At 75.0% G+C, this 14,818-nt stretch carries 18 protein-coding genes and 2 tRNA genes; 3 read left to right on the top strand and 17 right to left on the bottom strand.

Features of this window, described 5'->3' with window-relative positions:
- The 14 genes from EBM89_RS20890 to EBM89_RS10445 form a co-directional block, all read right to left on the bottom strand.
- A partial coding sequence (locus tag EBM89_RS20890) for a hypothetical protein (RefSeq protein ID WP_199732062.1) occupies positions 1-1,045 on the bottom strand: 1,045 nt, incomplete at its 3' end.
- An 836-nt stretch (positions 1,046-1,881) separates the two neighbouring features.
- The gene (locus tag EBM89_RS10380) at positions 1,882-2,940 is read right to left on the bottom strand and encodes a hypothetical protein (RefSeq protein ID WP_147463520.1); all 1,059 of its coding nucleotides are present in this window, start codon (positions 2,938-2,940) and stop codon (positions 1,882-1,884) included.
- A 92-nt stretch (positions 2,941-3,032) separates the two neighbouring features.
- Entirely contained in the window at positions 3,033-3,203 is a 171-nt protein-coding gene (locus EBM89_RS10385) for a hypothetical protein (protein ID WP_158609634.1), read from the bottom strand.
- A gap of 80 nt (positions 3,204-3,283) precedes the next feature.
- The gene (locus EBM89_RS10390; protein ID WP_122149367.1) at positions 3,284-3,622 is read right to left on the bottom strand and encodes a DUF4326 domain-containing protein; all 339 of its coding nucleotides are present in this window, start codon (positions 3,620-3,622) and stop codon (positions 3,284-3,286) included.
- 103 nt (positions 3,623-3,725) lie between these two features.
- Positions 3,726-4,679: a hypothetical protein gene (locus EBM89_RS10395; RefSeq protein WP_199732063.1), complete on the bottom strand. Its 954-nt coding sequence runs from the start codon at positions 4,677-4,679 to the stop codon at positions 3,726-3,728.
- A 53-nt stretch (positions 4,680-4,732) separates the two neighbouring features.
- Positions 4,733-5,506 carry a hypothetical protein gene (locus EBM89_RS10400; RefSeq protein WP_158609635.1) on the bottom strand — a complete coding sequence of 258 codons (774 nt, stop codon included), beginning with the start codon at positions 5,504-5,506 and terminating at the stop codon, positions 4,733-4,735.
- On the bottom strand, positions 5,503-5,943 hold the full coding sequence (locus EBM89_RS21220) for a hypothetical protein (RefSeq protein ID WP_158609636.1): 441 nt from the start codon (positions 5,941-5,943) through the stop codon (positions 5,503-5,505). The genes EBM89_RS10400 and EBM89_RS21220 overlap by 4 nt, the downstream gene beginning before the upstream one ends.
- Positions 5,944-6,001: 58 nt before the next feature.
- On the bottom strand, positions 6,002-6,814 hold the full coding sequence (locus tag EBM89_RS10410) for a hypothetical protein (RefSeq protein ID WP_147463522.1): 813 nt from the start codon (positions 6,812-6,814) through the stop codon (positions 6,002-6,004).
- On the bottom strand, positions 6,814-7,959 hold the full coding sequence (locus tag EBM89_RS10415) for a DUF2637 domain-containing protein (protein ID WP_122149371.1): 1,146 nt from the start codon (positions 7,957-7,959) through the stop codon (positions 6,814-6,816). Before EBM89_RS10415 ends, EBM89_RS10410 begins: the two co-directional genes overlap by 1 nt.
- A complete protein-coding gene (locus tag EBM89_RS10420; RefSeq protein WP_122149372.1) occupies positions 7,956-8,219 on the bottom strand; it encodes a hypothetical protein in 264 nt (87 codons plus the stop codon). Before EBM89_RS10420 ends, EBM89_RS10415 begins: the two co-directional genes overlap by 4 nt.
- The gene (locus EBM89_RS10425; RefSeq protein ID WP_122149373.1) at positions 8,216-8,548 is read right to left on the bottom strand and encodes a hypothetical protein; all 333 of its coding nucleotides are present in this window, start codon (positions 8,546-8,548) and stop codon (positions 8,216-8,218) included. Before EBM89_RS10425 ends, EBM89_RS10420 begins: the two co-directional genes overlap by 4 nt.
- Positions 8,549-8,932: 384 nt before the next feature.
- On the bottom strand, positions 8,933-9,394 hold the full coding sequence (locus EBM89_RS10435) for a hypothetical protein (RefSeq protein WP_122149375.1): 462 nt from the start codon (positions 9,392-9,394) through the stop codon (positions 8,933-8,935).
- Complete coding sequence (locus EBM89_RS10440; RefSeq protein WP_158609637.1) at positions 9,391-10,245, bottom strand: LuxR C-terminal-related transcriptional regulator; 855 nt, start codon at positions 10,243-10,245, stop codon at positions 9,391-9,393. The genes EBM89_RS10435 and EBM89_RS10440 overlap by 4 nt, the downstream gene beginning before the upstream one ends.
- Before the next feature lie 562 nt (positions 10,246-10,807).
- Entirely contained in the window at positions 10,808-11,020 is a 213-nt protein-coding gene (locus EBM89_RS10445) for a helix-turn-helix domain-containing protein (protein ID WP_122149377.1), read from the bottom strand.
- A 139-nt stretch (positions 11,021-11,159) separates the two neighbouring features.
- Here EBM89_RS10445 and EBM89_RS22545 point away from each other — a divergent pair, with 139 nt between their 5' ends.
- Positions 11,160-11,432, top strand: coding sequence for a helix-turn-helix domain-containing protein (locus tag EBM89_RS22545; RefSeq protein ID WP_369408644.1), 273 nt, complete (start codon positions 11,160-11,162; stop codon positions 11,430-11,432).
- On the opposite strand, the gene EBM89_RS10455 is transcribed toward EBM89_RS22545, so the two are convergent.
- Together EBM89_RS10455 and EBM89_RS10460 are read right to left on the bottom strand one after the other, a co-directional pair.
- Positions 11,394-11,466 (bottom strand) — tRNA-Asn (locus tag EBM89_RS10455). The genes EBM89_RS22545 and EBM89_RS10455 overlap by 39 nt on opposite strands.
- Before the next feature lie 75 nt (positions 11,467-11,541).
- Positions 11,542-12,051, bottom strand: a complete 510-nt coding sequence (locus EBM89_RS10460; protein WP_122149392.1) for a hypothetical protein — start codon at positions 12,049-12,051, stop codon at positions 11,542-11,544.
- 69 nt (positions 12,052-12,120) lie between these two features.
- Between EBM89_RS10460 and EBM89_RS10465 the strand changes: the two genes are divergently transcribed.
- A tRNA-Ile gene (locus EBM89_RS10465) sits at positions 12,121-12,194 on the top strand.
- 225 nt (positions 12,195-12,419) lie between these two features.
- The gene (locus tag EBM89_RS10470; RefSeq protein ID WP_233571666.1) at positions 12,420-13,946 is read left to right on the top strand and encodes a peptide MFS transporter; all 1,527 of its coding nucleotides are present in this window, start codon (positions 12,420-12,422) and stop codon (positions 13,944-13,946) included.
- A 41-nt stretch (positions 13,947-13,987) separates the two neighbouring features.
- Here EBM89_RS10470 and EBM89_RS10475 read toward each other — a convergent pair whose 3' ends face one another.
- Complete coding sequence (locus tag EBM89_RS10475) at positions 13,988-14,746, bottom strand: SDR family oxidoreductase (RefSeq protein ID WP_122149378.1); 759 nt, start codon at positions 14,744-14,746, stop codon at positions 13,988-13,990.
- Positions 14,747-14,818 lie beyond the last annotated feature (72 nt).

Genomic DNA, 14,818 nt, shown 5'->3' on the forward strand with positions numbered 1-14,818 from the left:
GGACGTCGCGCCAGGCGCCCAGGCGCCAGGTGACCACCGCGGCCAGCCGCGCCGCGTGGGCGTCACGCGCCCGCCGCACGGCGATCTCGGCGGCCAAGCTCCGCCGCCCGGTCTCGGTCGCGGTGGCCGGGGCGGGCTGCGAGGGCAGCGCGCCGGGGTGCCGGGTGCCGGTGGGTGTCCAGTCCAGCGCGTGGTGCAGGTCGCCCGCGGTCCACCCGGCGCCCACGTGGTCTCGGACGATCGCGGCCAGCGCTGGTGCCCCGAGCGCGGCGAGGTCGGGGACGGCGGCGATCAGCGCACCGGCCACGGTCCGGCGATGCGCCCTGGCAGCGCGCCGGGTCCCGCTCACCCACCCCGAGCGCGTGAACCCCGACGACGGGGCCGGTCGGGTGCTGGAGGTGGGGTTGACAGCCCAAGCCGGGGACCCAGGCTCGTCCTGGCCGCTTGTGCCCAGCCACGACCCGCCCGCAAGCCGGGAAGCGGCCAGTGCTGGTCGCGGACTCGGGCCGCACGGCGCGGCAGCGCCCGTCGGCTGCGCCCGCAGGGCGTCCGCCAGGGGTTCGCTTCCCCGCGCGCGCACGTCGGTGAGTTCGACACAAGACCCAAGGGTCGGAGGGTCGCCAAACTTGTCCACAGGCTCCGGCGACGAGGCGTCCGGCCCGCCTTCGCCGCGGGCACCTTCGCTCGCCGAGCCGGCCCCGGTCCGGACCTCGTCGGCAAGGTCGTCGCCGCGAGACTGGTCGGCGTCGACGGCGTCCAGCAGCGCCCACCCCTGCCCGTCCCACGGGTCCTGGACGTCGACGAGCGGCACGTCGTCGAAGGTCGCCCAGGCCTCGGTCTCCGCCTGGTCGTCGTGGGCCGTTGGCGCCGGGACACACAGCACGTACACCGCCGCCAAGTTCCCCATCGCACTGGTGTCCTGGCCGGTCCCGCCGTCGTGTGGGGCGGAGGATCCTGCCTCGGGCCGGGCATCGGTGCGGGTGAACCCGGACTGCCCGGCGGCGACCAGGCCCAGCAGGCCCGCGGCCTGCAGCTCGGCGACCACCCGGGACACGGTGCGCGGCCTGCACCCCGCGGCCGCGGCGAGCACCGCGTGGGTGGGGCGGGTGGTCATGGTGTCGTGGTCCGCCCAGAACGCGAGCTCGCGCGCGATCGCCCAGATGCGCGCCCACCGCGCCTGGGTGCACGTGGCGAACGCCGGGTGCGCACGCACCGCAGCCAGGAACTCCCGCTGCCCACCCGCGACGAGCCCGCCGCAGGCCAACGCGGCAGCCCACACGCGCCAGATCGACGTCTCACGCGCGGGCGACGGCCGCGCGCCCCGCCCCGGACGCACGTCCGTTCGTGAACCGGACTCGACCGCTGCGCCCGCCCCTGCAGCTGCTCCGGCACGGGCGTCGCGGTCCAGGTCCTCGTCGGCGGCGGCCAGGGCCGCGACGTAGGTCCGCCACCGCCAGCGCGCCTGCGCGCCGCGCTCCGCCACGGGCACGTCGTCCAGGACCCCGGCGGCGAGGAGATCGTCGGGCCCGGCCGAGCAGCCGGCCTCGGCCGCGGCGCGGGCGACGTGCTCGGTCAGGACCCGGGCGGCGAACCCGGTCGAGGTCCCGCACGCCGCCGCGGCGCGCTGCGGGGACAGACGCCCACCGGAGGCCGCCGCGCGCTGCGCCCACTCGTGCAACCGCGCGCTCTGCTGCGGACGCGCCCGCACCCGCGACGCCACCGCAGCGCCGGACCCCAGCGAGGCACCTCCCGCATCCGCGTGGGGCGGGTCGACGTCGTCCAGGTGCACGCCGCGCGGGCCGGGCCGGTGTGCGGGCGCGGCGATGGCCCCGCCGAGGCGGGGTGCAGCGGTCTGGGGTTGTGGGTTGGGGCGGGCCGGCCTCACCCGTCCCGTCGGGGACGGGCGCCCGCAGGCGCGTCGACAGCGATCACGTCAGTCGGTGCGCAGACGCCGCGACGACCACCCGCCAGGGCGAGCACGGCCGGCACGTCGGCCCCGCCGCGGCGACGGGGCCCCGCGGCTCCTGGGTGCGTCTGGCACCCCGGACCGATGCGGGCCGTCGGCGTCTGAGCCAACGTCGGGGCCGTGGCGGGGAGCTGCGGGGCGCACCAGGTGAGCACCGCGGCCGCGGACGCGGCCTGCTGGGTGGGCGGCAGGTCGTCGACGAGCCCGGCCGCGACGACCGCGTCGACGTCGACCGGGCCGGGGCGGGTGGTCATCCACCACGTCGCCAGCGCTCGACGGGTGCGCAGCAGCCCGGTCCCGACCCCGTGGGCGAGGGCCACCGTGGGGTCCAGGGGCAGGCCGGCCTCTGTCCGCGCGCGAGCCCAGGCGTGCAATGGCACGCGTGCGGCGCCGAGCACCGCCGCGACGTCCACGCCCTCGCCGTCCGCGGCGGCGCGCGCCTGGCTCGCCAGGGCCTCGCGCAGCGCGAGGGCGCGCGGTGTACCGGGCCCGCAGGCCACCTCGACCACGAGCTCCCAGACCAGTGGGCCGACCTGCGTGCACAGCGCGGCGCGCACCGCCCACACCCCGGCCACCGGACCAGCACCGGGTCCCGTGCCGCCGTCGCCAACGCCCGAGGGCGCGGCGGTGTTCTCCGCCTCGCCCGTGCGCCATGCGGGACGGGGCCAGGTCTCCTCGCAGTCGCCCAGCGGCATCTCGCGCAGCCCGCGGCGCGCTGCAGCGCGGGCCGCCCGGGCGCAGCACGTGCGCACGACCCCGAACGCCCAGGTACGCGGGTCACGCACCCCGGCGAAGGCCGCGCGGCGCGCCCACAGAACCTCAAGGGCATCGCCCACCGCGTCTTGCGCGGCGGCGTGCACGTCGCCCAGTCCCGAGCGCACCGCCGGGGAGCGCGCGCCTGCACGTGCCAGGCGCGCCGCGGCGAACGTGACCAGCTCGGCCCGCAGCTCCGCATCCGGCAACCCTGCACGCACCCGTGCCTCCTCGGTCGACGCCGGGACCAGGTCCTGCCGCCCGGCGCGGTCCGGGCCGCCAGCGGGGTGACTGGGCGGGCTCGCGGGCGTAGTCACGTCCGCTCCGGGGCGTGCGCGTCCAGCAGGGCTGCGGCGTGCCCGGCGTGCACCCACGCCGTCGTGCACGCCGTAACGACCTGGGCCAGCACCTCGCGCTCTGCGACGTCGCGGTTGCCCCCGTGCGCCGCCTGCGCGGCGACCTGCACCGTGTCGAGATCGCGCACCACACGGCGCAGGACCTCACCGACGTCGGTGCACGCCGCAGGCCGCGGGCCGCCACTGCCGGCGTCCTGGTGGGCGGCGCTCACCGGCCCTCACCGCCGGTGCGGTTCGCGATCTGCAGCAGGACGTCGCCGTGACACGGCTGGTCCAGCGGGCACCAACAGGCCAGGTCCCGGCCCGCGAGCTCGGCGACCAGGGCGCGGGTGTAGGGCGCACCCCGGGACTGTGCGTAGTCGGCGAACGCCTCGACCGCGCTGGCCCGGGTGTGCACGAAGCCCCACCCGTACCGGTCGCGCCACACCGGGGTGATGTCCCCGACCCGGTAGGGGTTGCCCCACCGCGTTCGCCGGTCGACGATCACCGCTTCCGGGTTGTCCCTGGCCCAGGGGTGCTGGCGAGACATCTGAAAACGCGCGGGCATCACGCCACCTCCGTGAGCAGGCGAACGGACCCGAGGACCAGCCCCACGCGCGAGCGGCCCTCACGGGCGCCCCGACAGCCCGTGACGGGAAGGAGCCGGCGGGTCATGCCGGTGCCTGGCCGAAGTCGAGAGGGTCCTGGAACGCTCCCGGCACGAGCTCGAGCGCCGTCGGCGCCGGAGCGGCACCGGCCCGCGACGTCGGTAGCGCCCCGCCCTGGTCCGAGGGTGTGACCGTGGTGGTCGAGGGCACGACGGCGCGGGCGGCTGCCAGCGCCTGGTCGAGGTCGTCTACCGCGGCGCGCAGCCGAGCGGTGTCCACCGGGTACCGGCCCGCCAGGGCACGGGCGGCCTCGCGCAGGTCACGATGGACCCGCAGCAGCGCCGCCAGGTCGGCGAGCTCGTCCGCGGTGACCTGCCGTCCGCGGGGTGGCCGACCGTCGGGGTCGACCAGGACCACCCCACCGAGGGCCTCCTCCACGGCCTCCAGCCGGGCGACCAGATGTTGACGCTGGACCCGGGCCGCGTCCCGGGCTTCCTGCAGCGCCTGGTCGTGGCCCGCGAGCTCGTCGGCGACCCGCGCTCGCTCGGACGCGCGGATCGAGACGCGCGCCTCGGCCTGCAGGGTGTCCAGGCGGCCCATGATCGAGCGCACCGCGTCCCACGACGGCGTGCGCTCGAGGCGCACCTGCGCCGGCGTGGCCACCTGCATCTGGGTGCGGGTCCGGCCCGGGAGCATCAACCCCCACCCGACGGGCAGTTCGCCGGGCCGGACGACGCCGGGGGCGGTCACCAGGTACCAGGCGTGGCACTGATCTGCCCACGGGTCCGCCTTGCCCGGCTTGGACAGCTCGGCCAGCCAGTCTGCCCGGCTCGCCTTGACCTCGTGGCCGATCAGCACCCGCCCCGAGGCAGAGGTGAACCCGACGAACAACGCATCGGCCCGCGACGTGCCGGCGCTGCCGTTCCACCCGACCTCGTCGAGGAACACCCCACCGGCCAAGCGGGCACCCGGGCGGATGTAGTGCCGACGCAGGCGGGCCATCAGGTCTGCGGTCACCGGTCCCACCGGCCGCCGGGGCGTTCCGGGCGTGGGACGTCGTCCAGCGTTCATCAGCGACCGTCTCCCCGCTGCGAAGGCTCAGCGACCAGGTCCGCGATCGCAGCGAACGAGCGCTCCCGCTCCAACCGCTTTCGGCGCCGCGACCACCAGTCCTCGGCGATGAGGAAGGCACCTACGGCCGCCCCAGCGACGCAGGCCGCGACGGGCACCGCGGGCACGGCTGTCCATGCCCAGGGCCACCCGACCACGGGCGCCCAGGCGAGCACAGGCCCAAGCAGCGCCGGCGCAGCGGTAGCCGCGGCGGCGATCAGGGCAGCGCGCTGGCGCAGCGCCGGCACCTCGGGGGGCAACATCTCCGCCGCCGATCTGCCCTGCCATCTCTCGAGATCGACGTGACTGCGCAGCTCTTCGACCGGCAGCTCGCGGGCAGCCATCCACACCCGACCCCGGTAGTAGCGCTCCGCCACCCAGAGCCCCAGCCCACCGAGCATCAGGCCGACGACCAGACCCGCCACCAGCCCGACGACGACCGCGACGAGCACCGCCACGGGCCGAGCCGGCACCCAGATCTCCAGCACGTCGAGCCGCTGCACGGCGACCGCAACACCGACGTTGACAAGCAGCCCCGAGCCCGCAGCCCCCAGAAACCCCAGCTCCTCGCACACCGCCTCGCACCGCTGCCACGGACCTGGTCCGCCGGCCCGATGCACGCGGGCCATCGAGCCCGCCGTCACCGAGCCCGCCGAGCCCACCGTCGTGCCCGCCACCTGGCCCGAAGTGCGTGCCCGGGCGACCTGCTCATCGGGGCCGTGCGGGGCGCTCACGCCACCACCGCGGCGGCCGGGTCGGCAACAGACGACCGGTACTCGACACCCGGCAGACCGGACCCGAACTGCAGCTGGAACGTCACCGGCCACCGGGGGTCGTGCGCGGTGCCAGCCGCGTGGGCGTCCATCCACCTCGACACCTCGGAGTACCGGGCGGAGACGAAGACTTCCGTGCATCCGGCGGCGATGCAGATCGCCCGCACGTCGACGTCCGGCAGTCCCGCGCGCTCGTCCTCGGGTTCGGCGAGCGTGAGGACCTCGTGCCCGTTCCGATCGTCGATCGCAACGTCGTCGACCCCCGAGGTCTTGTCGGCCGAACCTCGCCCGTGAGCGCTTCGGCGCGGCCGCACCGTGACGCGCACCCTGGCCTGCGGGCCGAGGCGACGGGCCCGCTCGGCGACGGTCATGGACTCACCTGTGGTGGTCGGGCTCATCTCGGGTCGTTCTCCTTCGCGGTGGTGTTGGTCTCTCGGCAGGTCAGGGCCAGGGCGCTCAAGAGAGGGGCGGGTGGATGTACGTGCTGCGCCCGGCCGCGTCGCGCGTCGAGCACCCCAGGCAATGCGCCCCGGCCACATCCCCGGCAGGCGCGCCGGGCTGATCGCCGAGCAGGTCGCCGGGCGAGCCGGCGACGGTCTCGTCGCGCAGGAGGTCGGCGACCGCGGCGACCGACCTGGCCCGGGCCAGCCGCGCGCGCCGGCGGTGCCACCAGTCCCCGGCGGCCGTCCACGCGACGTCCACGGCCCAGACCAAGGCCATGGCGGTCGGCAACGCCAGGAACGCGACCGGCGCCCACACCCACCCGAACACGCCCACAGCGAGGGTCACGGCTGCCACCTGAACTGGGGTCGCGACAACCGCGGCAGCCACCGCCCCGGCCCGCTGCCCGAACCCCGGGACCTGCGGCGCCCACATGTCCGCGCCGCGCCGTCCCTCGGCGAGCTCACCGGCGACGTGCGCGCGCAGCACCTCGGGCGGCAGGCCCCGCGCGGCCTTCCACACCCGGGTGCGCCGATAGCGCCGCTCCACCTTCTCCTGGAGCACGAGCAGCCCGAAGCCGGCCAGCATCCCCAACATCACGGCCACGTCCGCGAACCCCAGCCCGGCCACGACCCACACCCAGGGGTCGATGGGCTGGTCGCAGTTCGCGAGCGCCGGTGCGAGCATCCCCGCGGCGGCGCAGGCCCCGATGAGCAGGCCCGCACCCCAGGGCACCCAGAACCCGATCTCTGCGAGTGCCCGAGTGCCGTGGCGCAGCCAGGGTTGCGCGGGCGCGGTCGACCTGGCGTCGTGATCATCTCGGGCCATCACAGGGCTCCTTGTCGTTCGTCGCCTCGCTGCCCCCCGGAGGGTGTGCCGGTGGGGGTGAACACCTCGGGGTGAGTGGCGCGCAGCTCGCGCAGGTGCCGCCGGGCGGTCGTGGCCGACCCGGCCAGGCCCGCAGCCACCACGTCGGCGCCGGTCACCGGCTCCCCGGCCGCCGCACGCTCGGCCACCCACGCGCCCAGCGCCCCACCGGCACGCGCCACACCAGCAGCGGGCCTCGACGTCGCCACCGCAGTGGGGGCGAGTGGGCGCTCGGGGGTGAGGACCGCGGCGGGCTCAGCGGTGGTCACCACCGCCAGGTGCCGCACCCCTGGACCCGGCACCAGCGCACCCAGCGCTGGGGCGAGCGACCCCCGCACAGACGCCCGGTGCACCGCGGGCACCGGGGACGCGCCAGCCTGCCCGCGGAAGCCGCCGCCCGAACCTGGGCCAGAGCCTGTCCCGGGCGGCCGCGCAGCGGCCGGCGCGCGGTCGGCAGCTCCCGGGCCAGCGGGACCGGACGAATCCTGGGCCTGGGGCCCACGCGCTAGCAGCCCGGCCCCGGCGCGGTCATCGACGACCGACACGGCGTCCTGGCCAGCAGCCGGCGCGGTGTCGTGCACCGTAGCCAGGTCGGTGCGAGTGTCCGCGCGGTCACCGCCGCTGGTGTGGGTGGTGATCAGCAGCAGCATGTGTGAGGCCAGCAGCAGCGCCACGGCCGGGACGGTCGAGAACGCCGTGGCGGCCCACGGCTCCAGGAGCATCGCCTCGACCTGGACCGGGTGGGCGTGCAGGGCGTTGCCGGTCATCGACACCGCGGAGAACACCACGAACGCGGCCCACGGGTACCACGCCCCGCGCAGCCCCTGGGTGCGGAACCGCCAGGCCGCCCAGGTCGCCAGCAGGATGAACCCGTCGATGATCAACGGGAACATCCACCCCAACCGGACCTCGATCCCCGAGGCCACACCCACCGCACGCAGCGCGGAGAACGACAGCGCGAACGCCAACGCCGCCAGCAGCGCGGACAGCACCAGGCCCGGCCACATCGCACCGGCGAACCCCGACCGGGTCGAGGCGCCGCGCTGTGCGCCCCGGGAGCGGGCGTCGCTGCCCGTGCCCCCAGCCCGGGCGCCCTGCGCGCTCACCAGGCCCCTCCGAGGCCCTCAACGCCCGGGGTGTCCTGCTCCGGGCCGCTGGTCAGGGCCGCGAGGACCAGCAGCGCCACCCACACGCACGCGAACAACCCGGTTCCCAGGAGCACCAGCCACTGCCGCCCCTGCGTGGAGGGTCGCGACAGGTGGTCGCAGATCAGTACCAGCACCGCCACCAGGGCCAGGAACGCCAAGCAGAACAGCAGCGACCACAGCGGGCCCGGCATCGACGGCGTCACCTCGAGCGCGCTCACGACCGCCCCCTGCGGTTCTTGCCCGCCCGCCCACCGCGGCCCGGCGACTGACACGCGCAGCCGCACGAGCACAGGCACGGGCACGGGCACCGGAGGCACCCGGATGAAGATTCGCTGCGGGGGATCCCCAGCGTGAGCGCGAAGCCCACGATCACCACGACCCACAGCGCCCCGCCGATCCACGAAAACACTCGGTCCACACCCTCGACCACCGCCTCGAAGGTCAACCCTTCCGGGCCGCCACCCGACTGCTCGGCTGCCGCGGCCAGCCACGGCCCGGTGCGCCCGCTCAGCGCCTCGAGCGCCTTGGTCGCGGCGGCGCCGATCACGACCCACCCCGCGCCTCGGCCGCACGTCCAGACCCGGGCCTGGACGTCCGGGTCGGCGCCAGACTGGACCACACGACCTGTCCGCCGCACAGGTAGCACTTGGCGAACCCGTTCCCGCAGTCCCACATCACCTCGCGGTCACACAGCCCGGGACCGTCGTCGAACTCCCGGAACACCAGCACGCTCGCCGCGCACCCCGCACACCGCCCCGCCAGCTCACGGCCCCGGGACCGCTCGACCGTGTCGGTCGTGATCCTGACGTCCGCGTCAGTCGGGGTGCTCATGTCCATCTCCACGTCGTTCTCCTCGTCCTTGGACCCGCGCACCGCTGCGCGGACGTTCCCGCCTACGTCCCGTGTCTCCTCACGCCCCTGACCGGGCGACTCAGGCCGCACCCAGCGCCGCGAGCGTTCCCGCGACGGCCAGCGCGCTGAGCACAGCCGCGAACGCGCAGACCACGACTGATCGGGTCGCCACGCCCAGCGACACCGACGCCACCACCCCCACCACCGCGGCAACCGCGCTGGCCGGGCCGACCGGGGCGATCAGGCAGGCCAGGTGCGACCCGGCGTGCACCAGCGACCACCACCACAACCGCACGGCGTTGCGCTGCTCGCGGCGGCGCCTGAGCAGCACCGGGCACAGCGCCGTGATCAACCACGGCACCCCCCACCCGGGAACGGCTTCGATCCGTTGCGCGGCCGCGCTGAGCACGACGACCAGCGCCCACGCGCCCGACCACACCGTCAGCCCCGCCCACGTCCCCAGCCGCGCTTCGGGAGCCGTCTTGCTCGCACCCTCCCCGGGGTCGTGGCCGTGGTCGTGCTGCCCGACGTCGGCGCTCACGACACCGCTCCCGGGTTCCCGGACGCCTCGCGGCGCACCCAACGGTCGGTGGGCAGCGCATCGAGCTCCGCCGCGACCTTGCGGACCGCGTCGACCCCGATGCCCAGGTCCGCCGCGATCTCCGCAGGGCTGGCACCGTTCGCCAGGGCGTCGGCGATCTGCCGCACCCGGTGCGCCCGACGCACGTGCACGTATGCGTCCGGCGGCACCGGCACCGACTCTGGACAGCGGTCCAGGTGCCCGAGCACGTACGCGAGCTCACCGGACACCTCGGCCAGCACCCGCCCGACCGCGACGTCGACGTCCGCGGCGAACAGCCCATCAGCCGTCCACTCCTCGGCGTCGACGACCTGAGCACGCAGAACCCCCACGTGCCCCGCCAACGCCTCAGCACGGATCCGCGCCTCAGCCAGCAACGCACCCGCGCGCGAACGCGCAACGACGCCCGCACCCTGACTCCCCTCCCGGGGCAGCGTGTCGTGGACACCAGCGCCGCCGGACTCACCGACAGGAGCCTCGACGTCCGCGCCCTCGGCGCTGGCCCCGGCCAGCAGCGACGCCGGGTCCAACAGCCCTCGCGCCTCCGCCGCGGCGAGATACGCCGAGACCGTGGACTGCGCGACCCCGAGCTCACCAGCGATCTGCACCTGCGTGCGACCCTGGGCCCGCAGCGCCAGGACCGTCTCCTGACGTGCCCGTCCCTGGGCGGTGTCCAGGCGGTATCCGGGCCGCACCCGCCCGTCCAACCCGACTGAACACCCGTCCCCGGCACCCGCGTCAGCGCTATCGACTGCCCGATTCTGGGCAGTCGATACCGCCGCGGCATCCGCCCCGACCGTGCCCTTGCTCACCCCGAGCACCGCCGCGACGGCTCGGTGAGAGAGGCCCGCGCCGAGCAGCCGCGAGGTGGCGGCCTGACGCTGGGTGACCGACTCCCACAGCCGGGCATCCGAGAGCTCGCCCGCGCAGTACGCCTCCCACGAGGCGTACCCCAGCGGGATCCACACCCGCCCCGCGTAGGCCCGGGTCACGAGGTCGTCGACCTCGCCGAGGACCTCAATTGTGCGCGCCACACACGCACGGATCGCCTGGGTGACCTCCCGGGCCGAGTCCACCGACAACATCGCAGCCTCACCCGACGCCGAACCCGGACCGCCGGCGTCGACCTGGCCTGAGGTCGTGGTCGGGTCGGTGGCGCTCATCGCACCGGCTCCAGCTCCACGGGCATCAGCACCGCACACACCGGACACGACCCGAGGTCGTACCCCTCAGCACGGCCCCGGCCACTCCCGCTCGTCGGGTAGGCGTGCACCTCGACCGTTGCACCGCACCACGCGCACACCCCAACGAACCGCACCACCCGCAACCCACCGCCTCCGGCAGCCACGGCGCCCGGAGAGGTGGCCGCGGAGGTCACTGCTTCACATCCACTCGATCGGGCCTCGGCTCGAGCAAGGCTTCGATGTCCCGACGGCGATACCGCGGGTGCCCGCCAGGCGTCCTACTCGGGCGCAGGCTGCCGTTCGTCGAGTAGCGGTCGAGCGTGCGGAGGCTGACGCGCAGCACCGCCGCCGCCTCCCCCTTCGTCAGCCACTCCGCATCGACTTCGGTAGGTCGCTCCGTCATAGTGCGCCACAGTAGGGCGCCGCCGGACGAAATTCAAGCCGCTCCGACATGGTCTTGTCGTCTGAGCACTCTTGTGCCATGGCGCACTGTGTCGTAGTTTGGCGACATGGCGATTCCCGCGGGACACGAGTCCATCGACATGGCTATCGGCGAGCGTGTGCACCAGCTCATGTGGCGACAGCGCGTCTCGCAGACCGCACTGGCACCCCGGATCGGGATGCAGCAGGCGTCGCTCTCCCGAAAGCTGCGCGGCGAGCGCCCCTGGTTCGCAGAGGACCTGATCGCGGTCGCTGGCGCACTCGGCGTCTCGGTGGGCTTCCTCTTCGGGGAAGAGATGAGCCCCCGCCAGGACGGACCTGACGGGGGCTCTACGCTCCCTCGGCTGGACTCGAACCAGCAACCGTCCGATTAACAGTCGGATGCTCTGCCAATTGAGCTACGAGGGATCGTGCGGGAAGAACTCTAGCAGCGTCCGGGGGGTGCTCCGCACACCCTGGCGTCGCCGGTCGGGATGACCTGCGTCACCCGCGCAGCCCTGCGGCGGCGCGCACCCGCTCCTCCGCGTCCTCCAGGACCGCGCGGACGTGCGGGTCGGCGACGTCGACGGTGCCCGGGCCGATGACCTGCGTGAACAGGTCACCGCCCTCGCCCCGGCGCAGCACGACCCGCACGGGCGCGCTGCGCGGCGGCGTGACGGTCTCGACGTGCACGACGGACTGCTGGACCCGCTCCCGGAAGATCTGCGCGAACGCCACGGGGATGGGCGGGGTCAGCGCGATCTCCTGGACGGCGCCGGTGACCCAGTGCACGGTGATGGCGGGCGGCTCGGGGGCGAAGGACGCGCGGTCGACGTCGGTCCAGGGGTGCCGGGTCACGGTCTCCCCGTCGACGAGGTGCAGGGCCTCGCGGGAGGCGGCGAACCACCGGTCCCCGGGGACGGCGGCGCTGGCGAGGACGCGGTCGCCGGGGGCGAGGTGCAGGGCGCGGCGCACGGCGTCGGGCAGGGCGGGGCGGCGGGAGAAGAGCGGCACGTCCTCCACGGTAGCCGCCGGTCCGGACCCGGACCGGGACCTCCGGCCGCTACCCTGGGCGGCGCACGAGGGCCAGTAGCTCAGCCGGTCAGAGCAGCGGACTCATAATCCGTCGGTCGTGGGTTCAAGCCCCACCTGGCCTACCTCTGCGTCCGGGTAGGTGCCCACCACTCAGGACGTTCGTCTTGCGACGTGCGAGGGACGGGGTCGATGCTGGACGGCGGTTCCGCCGTGGGGCGCGGGCCCGGGCAGCCCGCGGCATCGGCGCCGGGTGGTCGCGCTCCCGGCAGTCGAGAGCAGGAAGAAGCGCCACCCATGGACGTCCGCCCCTCCCCCACCCCCGTCGCACGATCGACCGGGGGGACGCCGTGAGTGCGGCCACCCCGGAGCCCCGTCGGGCCGACGAGCCGCCCGCCGGGACCCTGGCCGGGGACCGGGCGTTCTTCGGGCACCCGCGCGGCCTGATGACACTGTTCACCACGGAGCTGTGGGAGCGGTTCAGCTACTACGGGATGCGCGCCATCCTGCTGTACTACCTGACGGACACGGTCGCGAACGGCGGCCTGGGGATCGCCGAGCGCACCGGGCTGGCCCTGGTGTCGATCTACGGCACGAGCGTGTACCTGCTGTCCGTGGTGGGCGGCTGGTTGGCCGACCGGGTCATCGGCGCCCGCCGGGCGACGCTGTACGGCGGCGTCGTGATCGCGGCGGGGCACGTGGCACTGGCACTGCCGGCGGCGACGGCGTCGTACGTGGGCATCGCCCTGGTGGCGCTGGGCACGGGTCTGCTGAAGCCGAACGTGTCGAGCATGGTCGGCGAGCTGTACGCCCGCGGGGACGAGCGCCGGGACTCGGCGTTCTCGATCTTCTACATGGGCATCAACATCGGGTCGTTCGCGGCGCCGTTCCTCGTGGGTGCCGCGCGGGCGTGGGGCGGGTACCACGCCGGGTTCCTGGTGGCGGCGGTGGGCATGGCCATCGCGCTGGTGTTCTTCGTCGCTGGCGGCCGGTACCTGGGCCGTGCGGGCGGCGTGGCGCCGAACCCGGTGCGCCCCGAGGAGCGCCCGGCCCTGGTCCGCGGGCTGCTGGTCGTGCTCGGCGGGGTCGTCGTCGTCGCGCTGGTCGCGGCGCTGGTGTCCGGCGGGTTCACGCTGACCACGTTCATCGACACGATGTCGTACCTGGCGTTCATCGCGCCGGTGGCGTACTTCGTGATCATGTACCGCTCGCCGAAGGTGACGGACGCGGAGCGCCCGCGCGTGCTGGCGTACATCCCGCTGTTCGTCGCGGCGATGCTGTTCTGGATGATCTTCGAGCAGGCGGCGACGACGCTGGCGGCGTTCGCGGCGAACCGCACGGAGCTGAGCATCGTCGGGGTGACGATCAGCCCGGAGTTCTTCCAGTCGGTGAACCCGCTGTCGATCATCGTGCTGGCGCCGGTATTCGCGTGGATCTGGTCGCGCACGCACGACCGCCCGGCGACGGCGACGAAGTTCGCGCTCGGGCTGGCGCTGGCGGCGGTGTCGTTCCTGGTGATGTCGGCGGCGTCGGCGATCATCGGCGACGGGCTCGCCCCGGCGTGGGTGCTGGTCGTGGTGTACGTCATCCAGACGCTCGGCGAGCTGTGCCTGTCCCCCGTGGGGCTGGCGGCGACGACGCTGCTGGCGCCGCGGGCGTTCCGGAACCAGGCGATGGCGGTGTGGTTCCTCGCCCCGGCGGCGGGTCAGGCGATCACCGCGCAGCTGATCAGCGCGACCGAGGGCACGAGCGACACGGTGTACTTCGGCGGGATCGGGGCGGTGGCGCTGGTGTTCGCGCTGGCGCTGCTGGCCCTGTCCCCCTGGGTCACCCGGCACATCCGGCACGCGGACGAGCTGGAGTCGTCGGCGGCGTGACGGCGGGCGCCCGGGACCTCCCGGGCGCCCCGCCCCCGCGCTCAGGACCGGGCGGTCTGGGTGTTGCTGACCTGCGCGCGCGGCCGCACGACGAGGGTGTCGATGTTGACGTGGTGCGGGCGGGTCAGCGCGAACGTGATGACGTCGGCGATGTCGTCCGCGACCAGCGGCTCGTAGCCCTCGTAGACCTTCGCGGCGCGCTCGGCGTCGCCGTCGAACCGCACGAGCGAGAACTCCTCGGTCGCGACCGCGCCGGGGGCGACGTCGATGACGCGCACGGGCTCGCCGATGAGCTCCAGGCGCAGCGTCGTGGTGAGCATCCGCTCGGCGTGCTTGACGCCGGTGTACCCGCCGCCGCCCTCGTACGGCGCGATGGCGGCGGTCGACGTCACGACGACGACGTCGCCGCGGCCGCTGGCCTTGAGGGCGGGCAGCAGCGCCTTGGTGACGCGCAGGGTGCCGAGCACGTTGATCTCGTACATCCGGCGCCAGCCGTCGACGTCGGCGTCCTCGACCCGGTCGAGCCCGAACGCGCCGCCCGCGTTGTTGACCAGCGACGTCAGGCCGCCGGTGGCCTCGACGTGCGCGGCGAGGCGGGCGACGTCGTCGTCGGAGGTGAGGTCGGCGGCGAACGCCTCGGCGCCGGTCTCCGCGGCCAGCGCCTCCAGGCGGTCGGCGCGGCGCGCGACGGCGACGACGTCCCAGCCCTCGGCGCGCAGCCGCCGGACGGTCGCGGCGCCGATCCCGGAGGACGCCCCGGTGACGACGGCGCGCGGGGTGGCGGTGGTGCTGCTGGACATGCGGGGGTCCTCTCGGGACGGCGGATGGAACCGGAACGACCCTACGACCGGGTCGAGGGCTGTGGGCGGCGG

The organism is Cellulomonas triticagri (assembly GCF_003696205.1).
Taxonomy (GTDB): Bacteria; Actinomycetota; Actinomycetes; order Actinomycetales; family Cellulomonadaceae; genus Cellulomonas; species Cellulomonas triticagri.